Source organism: Pseudomonas graminis, assembly GCF_004364335.1.
GTDB classification, from domain to species: Bacteria; Pseudomonadota; Gammaproteobacteria; order Pseudomonadales; family Pseudomonadaceae; genus Aquipseudomonas; species Aquipseudomonas graminis_D.
Genome location: NZ_SOCR01000001.1, coordinates 130,067 through 142,519 on the forward strand (window position 1 = coordinate 130,067; position 12,453 = coordinate 142,519).

The window sequence follows — 12,453 nt, forward strand, 5'->3', positions numbered from 1 at the left end:
ATGAGCTCCATTTTTAACAGGTTGATGACGCAGCGCTAGGAGCACGCCCTTTTAGCCACCCTTTAGATTGCGAAATACCGACCGCATCTTTGCCACCATAAGCACCAGAGGGCAACCCAAAATGCTTCTCGAACTGGGCGACTGATCCTGTGTGTGGATAAGATGCTTCATGTGCAGATTTCGTGACTAGCTGCATAGTAGATCTGCCGGTTTTCGGATCGAAATCGTCGAGGTGGTGCCATGTATATTTGCCTTGCGCTTTAACGTCCGCTTCCTTAAGGCCTGCCTGCTTATAAGCCTCCGTAAAATCTCTGCCGCGAGAGCCTTGCATTTCGATGGTAACAATATTTTTCTGATTTCCAGACACAGGAAACAGATCCTTTGAACCCTCGAAATTAACACTCTTGAACGCCCAACCCCAGGGATCGATCCAGACATTCGGATTCGGCGCATATCGATAAAGATTATACCCACCGGCCAAGCCGATCGGGTCTTGGGTAATGAACCGCCCAATTTCCGGATCGTAATACCTGAACGTGTTGTAGTGCAGCCCCGTTTCCTCGTCGAAGTACTGACCCTGAAACCGCAGATTTTGCTCAACCTCACTCACGGCAAGCGTTTCGACCTCGCCCCACGCCTTGTAGGTCGACTGCCAAACGATCTGGCCATCGACATCCGTCATCTCAAGCGGTGTGCCTATCTGGTCGGTGTGAAAGTAGTAAAGCTTCTGCTCTAGCTCACCTTCGGCTTGATCGACACGGGCTAGCGGCGCGTAGCTGCCCGGCTCGTAAATATAGAGGCTACTCTGCGCCGGGTTTTCCTCACGCAGCATCCGCAGGCCTTGCCAGAGGAACTTCTTGTGCTCGGTTCGCCCTTCGATCTCTGACGTCTTCCCAACCCGCCGACCCAGGCTGTCGTACCGGTACGAGCCAACGCTGTGCGTCTGGCTGTTGACCATTGTCTCCGCGCGAACAAGACGGTTTTCGCAATCGTAGGTGAACGTCTGCAGCTTGGTTAACCCTGACCGTTTCTCAATCAGGTTGCCCCACGCATCATAGGTATATTCCTGATCGCGCCATTGCTTGATTCTGTTGTCTTTGACTTGATCGAACTGACTTGTATTGAAGTTCAGCCGGTTGGCCGCGGCGTCGTATCGGAACTCTTCGCTATCGACCAAACGACCGGTATCACGACTGTGCAACTGGCCGTTGGCTTCGTATTCGTACTTGATCTCGCCACGCAATTTGTCCAGCGTGCGGGTCAGTTCTCCTGCTGGATCGTACTCGTACCGCCGATGAATCGGGTTATATGCGTGATCGACCAGCAACGACGTGTTGATGCCCGGGTTCTGGATCTGCGACAGCTTTTCCGCAGGCAATGTCGACGCAAATTGCCAGCTCTTGCGCCCCATCGCGTCATAGCCGAAACAACTGGTGAGCTTGCCTTGGGACCGATAGACCTCGCGATGCAGGTCGTCGCGCTCCATGTCGCTGATGAGCAGACCGTCGAGGTTCAGTTGATGGAGATGGCCGCTGCCGTAGTACAGGTGATTGAGGTGTTGGCCTGTCGGCAACGTTAGCGTGGTCAGGTTGCTGAGCGGATCGTATTCGTAGGCCAGCGCACCTTGCGAAGTAGTTTCTTTGATCAAGCGGCCAAGCATGTCGTAGGCAAACTCCAGCTTTTCTTCACCGATGCCGAGCTTCTTACCAACCGAGGTAGGCGATCGCGTAATCGATAGCAGCCGATCACCTTCGTCATAACCGTAATCCTGCCGCGCATCCTGATTGACCTTGGCCAGCAGCCGTCCAATCACATCACGCTCAAACTCCGTACTGCGTTGCGGCCGCTCTGCCCTATCCCCGTAGCCGATTTCATCAACACGCGTCAGATGCCCGCCCAGGTTGTAGCTAAACCGGCGCGTGAGGTTGTCGATGCGCTTTTCTTCAATCAGTCGATCAGAAGCATCGTAAGCAAATTCGTAAGCCGCGTTGTTTTCATTAACCAGCGCTGTCAGCCGAATCGCTTTGTCGTACTCGTAACGAATACGCTGGCCCTTGGCGTCTTGTCGGCTAGAAGGGAGTCCGCGTGCAGTACGGAGCAGACGCGTGGTCTGACCCTTGCCATCGGTGTGCGTCAGCACCTGGCCCAGGGCGTTGTAGGTAAACGATTCGGCAGTCCCATCCGGGTGCTCGATGCGCACCACTTCGCCGTCGGGCTTGCGCTCAAGCCGTGTGGTCTGGTTCAACGCATCGGTGACGGTGATCAGGTGGGAGCGATCGTCATAGCTATAAAACGTGCTTTTACCCGAACAGTCCTGAAAGCGCTCCACCTGCGCCAGTTCGTTCCACCACAGGTATTTCGACTTGTAGGTCGCGTCGATAATCGTGTGCGGCAGGCCATCTTCGCTGTTGAGGTACTCGGTCTTTTGGCCCAGCGGATCGATTTCAGCGATCAGATTGCCCTTGTCGTCGTAACGGGCCTTCCAGACGCTGCCGTCCGGGAAAGCGGTTTCGGTGATCAAGGTGGTATTGAGGTGGTAGCTGTAGGTAATGCTTCGACCGAGCGGGTCGGTCTCTTCGATCAGGCGCGAGAAGTCATCGTACTTGAACGTCAGACGATTCCCGTCCGGCAGGCTGATGCCGGTCGTGTTGCCCGCTTCATCCAGATCGATGCCGTAGCGCTCGCCGCCGAAGTCCCGGCTGGCGATGACCCGTTTGTCCTCGTTGTACTGCACTTCCAGCTCGCGGCCGAGGACGTCGACGGCCCAGGACGTTCTGTTCTTGAAGTCATAACGAAAATGAAAGTGTTCGCCGTCGCTGGTCCAGTGTTCAACCACCCGCGGCTGGCCGTCAATGGTTTCCCAGCGGTAGTGGCAGCTCAGGCCCAATGCGTTGCTGTGACTGGCCATCACTCCGTCGGCGTAGCTGAACCGGCGCATGGAGTCGCCATTGCGATTGATCACTTCGATGAGCTGGCCGTTGTCGTCGTAGCGGTACTGGACGAGGGTTTCGACGGCCAGGTTGTCGACGATGCGTTTGACGTCGCTCAGGCGGCCCAGCGGGTTGTCGTAATGCAGGTGGATCCGCACGCCGCCCGGCGCGCTGATGTCGGTGAGCGTGCCGTCGACCGTACGCGTGAAATGCAGGTAATGGCCGAGGGCATTTTCAAGACGCTGCAACGGCACCGAAGTGTTGTCGTCCGGCACTTCGCCGAAGTAGAAAAACACGTTGTCCAGGGTTTGCAGCAGGTAGTGGCCACCGAGGGTGCGTACCAGATGAATCTGCTCGTAGGGGTTGTAAATGCGCTCCCCGGGCTCGACGTCGACAAAGGGCACGCTGCGGCCTTGGTTGTCGGTGAGGTAAACGAAGCTTCCGCTGCGGCGCAGGCTCTGCTCCCAGGGCAAGACCCAGCCTTGGCCCAGCACGCTGTCGACGGTCAGGTCGCTGGCGTAGAAGCGGGACCACTCAATCGGCATCAGGCCGGGCAGTACGAAGTCGGTTTCGCCTGAATCCAGCAACAGTTTGCGGCCGGTCGTGAGGTCGACGGGATTGCCGATAAAACCGCCCAAGACTTTCCCGACTGCCGGGCCAATGATGTAGGTGCCCGTGAGGTAGCTGGCGGCAACAGTCGCGCCGAAGCGCAGCGCGCACGGCCCTGCAGCCTTCAACCCTTGCGTCAGCCCTAGCTTGGCGACTGATACCAGCGCTTTACCCATCGATGCGACGATCATCAGCACGTCGACAACGACGCGAAGCCAACCCGGAATTTCGTCGTCGATGTGAAGGTATTGAACCGTGCCGCCTCCGATGAACACATCGTCCGAGCCGCCTGAAATCCGTGCACCACAGGTCAGCCTGTCATCCTTACGCGCAGCAGCCACGCTGTTGATGAAGACGTTGGATGAGCCTTCGGCGACCTGAACCGGCGCCGGGTGTTTTTCGCACCGGCCGAGGCTGAGCTCTACATGCGCGGCATTGCGGTTGTTGACGAACACATCGGTCGAGCAGCCGGGGAGCTGAATCTCCCCGGCCGGCGAGCTGAACATCTTGCCGAAATACTCCCCCAAGGCAGGCAGCGCACTAGCAAGAAGTCCCAGAGCGATGGGCATCAGGAAAGCAGCGGTGCCTCCCGAGCACACCATGGTGGCGGCATAAGCGGCAATGGCCAAACCGATGACTGCGCCTGCCAGAAACCCGGCCAGTGCGCCGGTGTGTTCAATTTCGTCGTTCCATCGAGCGGCTTCGAACATGGTTATTCCTGCTCGGCGTTTTCAGCAGGGGAATCCTGGGTCTGGCGGGGTTGGAAACTGGCGAGCAGTTGCAGCCAGCTTTCAGTTTGTGCGGCGCTGAAATCTGTCTGGCTGGTGGTGGAAAACACCAGAATGCGACCTGGCTGAATTTCAAATCCGGCCTGACGCTGGTAATAAGGTCGACCGCCATCCATGTAGTAGCCATCGATCTGGATACCGGCCAACGGCTGTTGCGCAGACAACGTGGCGGGCTTCTTTCCCAGAGAGGTGTAGCCGCGCAGTTTTGAAGCAATCAGTTTGATCTGACGATCGATGTAAGTATTCAGGTCTTCCGCAGGGAGCATGTTGTCACGGGAGACGGTGACGTTCAGCGGCGCGGGAATCGTAGTGCCGAGCACGAACATGTTGACCGTGCGGTCCTGAAAGCCTTCCGGCAGTACGATCGATCCTTCCTGAAGCTGATAGTCCATTGGAGGCGTGTTCCATAAGTAATAAGAAAAAGATTTCAGCAGGCGGCGATGCTGCCCAGCATTTCGTCGAACTCGATCAGCCAGTTGGCAAATGCGGGTTGGTCGGGATTGATCACCGTCGACACGCTGAACCACTGACGCTCGTTACCATCGGCAGGCGCAATAATTGCGCTGATTGCTCGACCGTGCCGACGTTCCTGGCCTACCTTGAATGCGTAATCCAGTGACACTGCGGGGCTACCCGCCAACAGGCAATCATTCTGGCGGACTACAGTGACGTCGCTGTGGTGCTTACGCAGATTGTCGGCGTAGAGCTCGGTGGATCGCTCCAGCGTCAGCCCCTCCGGCGCAGGCCGACGTTTCGCGCTGAACGTGACCGGGTGGCCTTCTCGCTCTAGCGTCATGTCGAGATCCCGAAATGCCAGGAGGTGGGGCATCACCAAGGCCAGCCCGGCAATCTTCAGCTCATTGCGCGAGGGTTGCAGCGGCAACACGGGCGCGGGCTCATGTGTGATCGCAATCGCCGCCACAGCGGCAGCCTGCTCGGCTTCCTCGCGAGCAAGCGCCTCTGCTGCCAAGCGCTTCTCCGAGATGCGGTCGTACATGCTGGTGCGGGTGCCTGGAATCGACGAGTTTCTCATTTGTTGATATCGACCCGTTTGCCGTGAACGAAGGTGTCGTTCTTTCCGAAGATATCGACCGAATCGCTGGTGATCTCGATACGGCCATCTGTGATCTTGATGCTGCTGGATCCCACCTGAAGGATGATGTGTGTCTGCGCACTGATCTGAACGAACTGCTTATCGACCTGAATCGTCAACGAGCCTTCCTGAACATTCATCACCGTGTCTTTCTTGATCACTTCTGTGTGAGTACCGTTGACGGCGATCTCGCGATTGCCACCTACTTTATGGGTCTCATCCAGCTCGATCTCAGTGTCCATGTTGCGTTCGGCGTGCATGATGATCTGCTCGGCACCCGACTTGTCTTCGAAACGGAAGAAGTTCGCCGTACCGCCGTGGCCCTTGGTCGAGCGCGTCAGAAAACCACTCTGCGTCTTGTTCGCCGGCAACGACCACGGCGGGGTGTTCTTACTGTTGTAGACACTCCCCATGATCAACGGACGGTCAGGATTGCCGTCCAGAAAAACCACCACGACTTCATCACCCACACGCGGGATCTGAATGCTGCCGAAACCGCCACTTGCACCCGACTGGGCGACGCGGACCCAGCAGGAGCTGTGGTCGTTGTACTTGCCGTTACGGTCCCAGTGGAACTGGACTTTTACGCGGCCGAGTTCGTCGGTGAAGATTTCTTCGCCCGGCGGGCCGACGATGATGGCGGTTTGTGGCCCGGCGATGGTTGGGCGTGGCGTGGACAGTTGAGGGCGGAAGGGAATCTTTTTGCGCACGCAGGAGAAGGTGTTGTAGTAGCTCGCCTGATGGCCGTTGAGGTAGTTGTTGTGGCCTTCGCTTTCGACGCCCATCAGCAGGAACTGGCGATCGTCGGCCGAGCCTTGATCGTGGTCGTAGTGCTGCACCAGCTCGAAGGTGTAGCCGGGCTTCATCGCGCGGCAGTTGCTCGCGCCTTCGAACTTCTTGCCACGGATTTCCAGGGCTTCCATGCGCAGGCGCAACAGCGTTTCGCCCTCGTCGTACGTGCCGTGGGTGTACTGGCCGGGGAAGTCGTAAATCTCGAACGTCTCGACGTCGCCCTGTTTGTTCAGGCTATTCATCCCGACGGGCAAACGGTTGTTCGGCTGGCGGTAGTCGAAGGTCTGCACGGCCATCTTGCCCGCCTGCAACTGGCGGTTGCCGCTCCACTTGGTGATGGAGTCTGCGGTCTCGGTGACGGACGCGGTGTGGAACCGGATCTGCGGTTGTTCCGGCAACGGCTGCAGCATGCTGGAGTCGTCGCAGATGATCATGGTGTGGCCTTCGGCGGTGTGCTCGAAGTAGTAAAACATCCCTTCTTCTTCGAGCAGACGCTGGACGAAGTTGAAGTCGGTTTCGCGGTACTGGGTGATGTAGGTGTAGCGCTTTTGCGATACGTCAGTTTAAGTGGAGCGATGACAAAATTCCGCCAGCGCCCTCGCTTGAAAATAAGTAAAGGACATCTACACCAACTTCGGAGATCAAGCACTCAGCATATTTGAATAAAGGCATTAACATTCCTACTGGACGATCAGGCGACAGCAGCCCAGCTGAATATTCGACCCATACAAACAGCATCGGAACGCATAAATTCGCACCCAACGCTTAGTACCAGATATGAGAAACTTTATTTAAGGATGTTTGGCCGTTTAGACTCAGCAAAACGACCAAATGTTCACAATCTTATCTGATCCCAACGAACGACGACATCATAGAGAGACACAATTGAACACTTGAGATCAATCAAACTTCACTGGTGGACTTTGAGCATTTAAGGTATTAATCTCCTGCTCGGAAAGCAAGTCATCAAACGCATCACCACCAAATTTTTCGATGAATACTCTTTCAACCTCATAAATCGCAATGCACTGCAACCAATTAATCTTTAGATTGTTAAATCTTAACTGTGGAAAGTGAGCATTATTCCAAATGTAGGCACAGTTTCTCCCCATACACCAAGCCTTCTACCAATGGCAGTAGGTATGCATATAAGCGACCGAAGCTGATCGCCTTCGTAACCTCCTGATAAAACCACAAATGCTGATTAATCTTGGCGAGTAGTCGGCCAATCTAAGCAAGATCAGCGCTGGATAACTTCGGACATCATTCCGATATTAAAGAGTCGAGCCAGCCCATTTACCAGACCTATACGTATCCTTCTTTTTTATCTTCCAGAGATCATTTTCTCTGACCAAACTAAATCTGAACCTAGATTCCAAACCCACCACTTGGTCTACCACGATGAATACTGTAGAGCCTTTGATTGTAGGCTCATGCAGTTTATCGCGTGCCGGATCATACATCGTTGGTTCGCCACAGCCAAGTGCTTCCAGCCGAGCCCAACTTTTAGCATCCTTGATGGTATATTTTTCCAATATTAGTCGTAAAGATTCTGAAAAATATTGGTTACATTCAGTCGTGGATTGGCCGCTATCGATTAATTCCATTTTTTTTTCAAAGAAGTCCCGCTCCCATAACTTCATCTCTTCAAGAAATCGTTTCAGTAGTTCACATGGCTCAGATGCATCAATCATTTTAAGGCTCTCAGTTTTCAAAAATATCGAACAATACACGCTTACCACTCTGCGACACTTCGTATACGATCTCCTCCGGACGGGTCAACGACTTGCCATAGATAAATTTAATATCCACATCTACTGCGCCTTTTGTCTTCTCTACAAAGTTTGCCACATCCCTCTCGAAGTCTCTGAATAGCCCCCTATTAATCCCAGGTAGTTGAGGAAATACTCCATCTTTTCCACCCGATCCGCCAAGAAGCTTTCCTAAAATATGGCCCGCATCATCATTGGAACTTCCCAACATTCGGGCCCATGCCCGCGAAGTTTTGTTGGTTGCAGTTCCAGTACGCAGATCAGCTAAAGTGATCCTCGCCGTCGCGCGAATAGGCTGACCAGCCGCCCCTCTGGTTACAGCGGTACTCACACACCACCCTAATGGATCGATCCAACCGTTCGTGTTAGGGGCATAGGAGTACAGGTTGTTGCCCCCCAGCAACCCAAGCGGGTCCTGCGTAATAAACCGTCCAACTTTCGGATCGTAATACCTGAACGTGTTGTAGTGAAGACCCGTTTCGTCGTCAAAGTATTGGCCTTGGAAACGCAGGTTCTGCTGAACCTCACTCACAGCAAGCGTCTCGACCTCGCCCCACGACTTGTATATCGCCTGCCAAACGATCTGGCCATCGACATCCGTCATCTCCAGCGGCGTGCCAATCTGGTCGGTATGGAAGTAGTAAAGCGTCCGCTCTGCCTCACCTTCGCTCTGGTCAACCCGGGCAAGTGGCGCATAGCTACCGGGCTCGTAAATATAGAGGCTGCTCTGCCAAGGCGTTTCCTCACGCAGCATCCGCAGGCCCTGCCACAGAAAGTGCTTGTGCTCGGTCTGACCTCCAATCTCGGACGTTTTGCCAACGCGGCGGCCCAGACTGTCATACCGGTACGTGCCGACGCTGTGCAGCTGGCTGTTAGCCATCGTTTCAGCACGCACCAGCCGGTTTTCGCAATCGTAGGTGAACGTCTGCAGCTTGGATAAGCCCGACCGCTTCTCAATCAGGTTGCCCCAGGCATCATAGGTATATTCCTGATCGCGCCATTTCTTGATTCGGTTGTCTTTGACTTGATCGAACTGACTTGTGCTGAAGTTCAGCCGGTTGGCCGCGGCGTCGTAGCGAAACTCTTCGCTATCAACCAAGCGACCGGTGTCGCGGCTGTGCAGCTGCCCGTTGGCTTCGTATTCGTACTTGATCTCGCCGCGCAGCTTGTCCAGCGTCCGAACTAGTTCACCCGCCGGGTCGTATTCATAACGCCGATGAATCGGGTTGTACGCATGATCCACCAGCAGCGAGGTGTTGATGCCTGGGTTCTGGACCTGCGACAGCTTTTCAGCCGGAATAGCCGAAGCAAACTGCCAGCTCTTGCGGCCCATCGCATCGTAGCCAAAGCAACTGGTTAGTTTGCCTTGGGACCGATAGACCTCGCGATGCAGATCATCGCGCTCCATGTCGCTGATCAACAATCCATCGAGGTTGAGTTGGTGCAGGTGGCCGCTGCCGTAATACAGATGATTGAGATGTTGGCCAGTCGGCAACGTCAGCGTAGTCAGGTTACTGAGCGGATCGTATTCGTAAGCCAGCGCACCTTGCGGTGTAGTTTCTTTTACCAAACGACCTAGCAGGTCATAGCTGAAGTCGAGTTTTTCTTCCTCAACGCCCAGCTTTTTGCCAATGCTCGAAGGCAGCCGATGGATGCTGAGCAACCGATCCACTTCGTCATAAACGTAATCCTGCCGCGCATCCTGATTCACTTTGGCCAGCAACCGACCAATCACATCACGCTCAAATTCGGTACTGCGCTGTGGCCGCTCCGCCCTGTCCCCGTAGCCGATTTCATCCAACCGCGTCAGATGCCCACCCACGTTGTAGGTGAACCGACGCTTCAGGTTGTCGATGCGCTTTTCTTCGATCAAGCGATCCGAAGCGTCATAAGCAAATTCATAAGTCGCATTGTTTTCGTTGATCAGCGCGGTGAGCCGAATCGCCTTGTCATACTCGTAACGAACGCGCTGGCCTTTTGCGTCTTGCCGCGAGCTTGGCAGGCCGCGCTCGTTGCGTTGCAACCTGATGATCTGGCCCTTGCCGTCGGTATGGGTAAGCACTTGGCCAAAGGCGTTGTACGTAAACCCTTCTTGTGTGCCATCAGGATGTTTGATGCGCAGCACTTCACCCGCGGGTTTCAGCTCCAGCTCGGTGGTCTGACCCAGTGCGTCAGTGACCGAAACCAGCTGCAGGCGCTCGTTGTATTGGTACGTGGTGCACTTTCCAGAGCAGTCCTGAAACTTCTCAACCTGTGCGTGGTTGTTCCACCAGATGAATTTCGACTTGTGGTTGGCATCGATGATGGTGTGTACCAAACCGTCATCGTTGTGGAAATACTCGGTGCGCTGGTCTAGCGCGTCGTATTCCTCTATCAGGTTTCCCTTGTTGTCGTAATGGCCCTTCCAAGTACTCCCGTCGGGATAGCTGACCTGCTTGACCAGTGAGGTCAGATGGTGATGTTGATAGCGCGTGCTGCGACCCAGCGGGTCCACCTCCTCGATCAGGCGCGAGTACTCGTCGTATTTGAGCGTCAGCTGGTTGCCGTCGGGCAGCGTCAAGCCGACGATGTTGCCGAAGTCATCGAGCGTAATTGCGTACTCTTCACCACCGAAGTCGCGGCTAGCGGTGACGCGGCGATCGGCGTTGTAGTGAACCCGCGCCTCGCGACCCAGCACGTCTGTGACGCGGGTGGTGCGCGCCTTGAAGTCGTAGTCAAAATTGAAATGTTCGCCGTCGCTGGTCCAGTGCTCGACCACGCGCGGCTGGCCGTCAATGGTTTCCCAGCGGTATTCGCAAGCCTTGCCAGAGGAACTGCTTGTGTTCTGACTCGCCGTTTATCTCGGCGGTTTTGCCAGTCTGGCGGCCCAGGCTGTCATACCGATACGTGCCAACGCTGTGCACTTGGCTGTTAACTATCGTTTCTGCACGCACCAGCCGGTTTTCGCAGTCATACGTAAACGTCTGCAGCTTGCCCAGCCCTACCCGCTTCTCAATCAGGTTGCCCCACGCGTCGTAGGTATATTCCTGATCGCGCCATTGCTTGATGCGGTTGTCTTTGACCTGATCAAACTGGCTGGTGTTGAAATTCAGCCGGTTGGCTGCTGCGTCGTATCGGAAGTCTTCGCTATCTACCAAGCGCCCTGTGTCACGACTGTGAAGTTGGCCGTTCGCTTCGTATTCGTATTCGTATTTGATCTCGCCGCGTAGTTTGTCGAGGGTGCGGGTCAGTTCACCTGCTGCGTCGTGTTGATAACGTCGGTAAATCGGGTTGTACGCGTGGTCCACCAACAATGAAGGGTTGATGCCTGGGTTCTGGATCAGCGAAAGCTTTTCAGCCGGAATAGTCGACGCAAACTGCCAGCTCTTGCGGCCCATCGCGTTGTAACCAAAGCAGTGGTGAGTTTGCCTTAAGACCGATAAACCTCTCGATGCAGGTCATCGTGCTCCATGCCGCTGATGAGCAGACCAGCAAGGTTGAGCTGATGCCGGTGGCCGCTGCCGTAGTACAGATGATTCAGATGCTGACCCGTCGGCAAAGTCAGCGTCGTCAGATTGCTGAGCGGATCGTACTCGTACGCCAGCACACTTTGCAGCGTTGTTTCCGTGATCAAACGGCCCAGTAGGTTGTAGGCGACACGCAGCTTTTCTTCGCTGACGCCGAGTTTCTTACCCCTGGACGTTGGCAGACGCTCTATGAACAACAAGCGCTCTGAGTCGTCGTATTGATAATACTAACGGGCGTCGCTGTTCAGTTTTTTCTAGCAAACGCCCAATGCTGTCGCGCTCAAAACTCGACGCTGCGTTGCGCACGCTCCGCCCGTTCGCCATAGCGTCAGATGCCCACCAATGTTCCAGTTGAACCGACGCGTCAGATGGTCGATGCGTTTGTCCTCAACCAGGCGATCCGAAGCGTCATAAGCAAATTCATAAGACGCATTGGGTTCGTTGACCAGCGCGGTGAGCCGAATCGCTTTGTCGTACTCATGACTGATGCGCTGGCCTTTCGCATCTTGCCGGCTGGAGGCAGACCGCGCGCCTTACCCAGCAAACGAGTGCTCTGCCCCTTTCCATCCGTCGTCAATACCTGGCCGAGTGCCTATCAAGCATACGTAATAAACGACGTCCGACCTCCATAAACGAGTACATCATTGTGATTACCAGTCGCCGCGCCACTCCTCCGCAAACTCACTTTCCCGAGGCAATCCCACAAGCTCCCCTAGCCGATAAATCACATCCAACAAAGAATCACGCTCTACTGTTTCAATTTCTTCTTCAAGATCATTGATTTTAAGTATGCAGCTCTTTAAAAGAGGCAGCACGCTTACACCAGCACTCGGTACAGGAAGACCTGACAAATTCTTGATAAGTTCTTGAAAGACAGGTTTTACTTTTTCTAAAAACCTCTCATCCCCTTCGAGGAAATCTAGTTGCTGATACAAAACGTCGGTATCAATTCTGCGCATAGCA

7 protein-coding genes and 2 pseudogenes are annotated in these 12,453 nt (G+C 54.9%); all 9 read right to left on the reverse strand.

The features are described from left to right. Window positions 1–13: 13 nt before the first annotated feature. Window positions 14–4,249 (reverse strand): RHS repeat-associated core domain-containing protein, encoded by a 4,236-nt coding sequence (locus EC919_RS00555; RefSeq protein WP_133770206.1) that lies wholly within the window; start codon window positions 4,247–4,249, stop codon window positions 14–16. Window positions 4,250–4,251: 2 nt separating this feature from the next. Then, window positions 4,252–4,719, reverse strand: coding sequence for a DcrB-related protein (locus EC919_RS00560; RefSeq protein ID WP_133770207.1), 468 nt, complete (start codon window positions 4,717–4,719; stop codon window positions 4,252–4,254). A gap of 35 nt (window positions 4,720–4,754) precedes the next feature. Beyond that, window positions 4,755–5,360 carry a hypothetical protein gene (locus EC919_RS00565; RefSeq protein ID WP_133770208.1) on the reverse strand — a complete coding sequence of 202 codons (606 nt, stop codon included), beginning with the start codon at window positions 5,358–5,360 and terminating at the stop codon, window positions 4,755–4,757. Continuing rightward, window positions 5,357–6,763, reverse strand: a pseudogene (tssI, locus tag EC919_RS00570) (type VI secretion system tip protein TssI/VgrG); the annotation flags it as partial. The gene EC919_RS00565 and the pseudogene tssI, both read right to left, overlap by 4 nt. A 723-nt stretch (window positions 6,764–7,486) precedes the next feature. Then, window positions 7,487–7,906, reverse strand: coding sequence for an NTF2 fold immunity protein (locus EC919_RS00580; RefSeq protein WP_133770212.1), 420 nt, complete (start codon window positions 7,904–7,906; stop codon window positions 7,487–7,489). Window positions 7,907–7,916: 10 nt separating this feature from the next. Then, window positions 7,917–10,790 (reverse strand): annotated as a pseudogene (locus EC919_RS00585) (RHS repeat-associated core domain-containing protein); the annotation flags it as partial. Further along, window positions 10,756–11,361: an RHS repeat domain-containing protein gene (locus EC919_RS27705; protein WP_432213780.1), complete on the reverse strand. Its 606-nt coding sequence runs from the start codon at window positions 11,359–11,361 to the stop codon at window positions 10,756–10,758. The gene EC919_RS27705 and the pseudogene EC919_RS00585, both read right to left, overlap by 35 nt. A 32-nt stretch (window positions 11,362–11,393) precedes the next feature. Further along, on the reverse strand, window positions 11,394–11,690 hold the full coding sequence (locus tag EC919_RS27710) for a hypothetical protein (protein WP_432213781.1): 297 nt from the start codon (window positions 11,688–11,690) through the stop codon (window positions 11,394–11,396). A 450-nt stretch (window positions 11,691–12,140) separates the two neighbouring features. Further along, window positions 12,141–12,449, reverse strand: coding sequence for a hypothetical protein (locus EC919_RS00595; RefSeq protein ID WP_133770216.1), 309 nt, complete (start codon window positions 12,447–12,449; stop codon window positions 12,141–12,143). Window positions 12,450–12,453: the final 4 nt, after the last annotated feature.

Coding starts and splice junctions, on each gene's coding strand:
- EC919_RS00555 (WP_133770206.1), bottom strand. CDS start 4,249: ATGTTCGAAGCCGCTCGATGGAACGACGAAATTGAACACACCGGCGCA.
- EC919_RS00560 (WP_133770207.1), bottom strand. CDS start 4,719: ATGGACTATCAGCTTCAGGAAGGATCGATCGTACTGCCGGAAGGCTTT.
- EC919_RS00565 (WP_133770208.1), bottom strand. CDS start 5,360: ATGAGAAACTCGTCGATTCCAGGCACCCGCACCAGCATGTACGACCGC.
- EC919_RS00580 (WP_133770212.1), bottom strand. CDS start 7,906: ATGATTGATGCATCTGAGCCATGTGAACTACTGAAACGATTTCTTGAA.
- EC919_RS27705 (WP_432213780.1), bottom strand. CDS start 11,361: ATGGGCCGCAAGAGCTGGCAGTTTGCGTCGACTATTCCGGCTGAAAAG.
- EC919_RS00595 (WP_133770216.1), bottom strand. CDS start 12,449: ATGCGCAGAATTGATACCGACGTTTTGTATCAGCAACTAGATTTCCTC.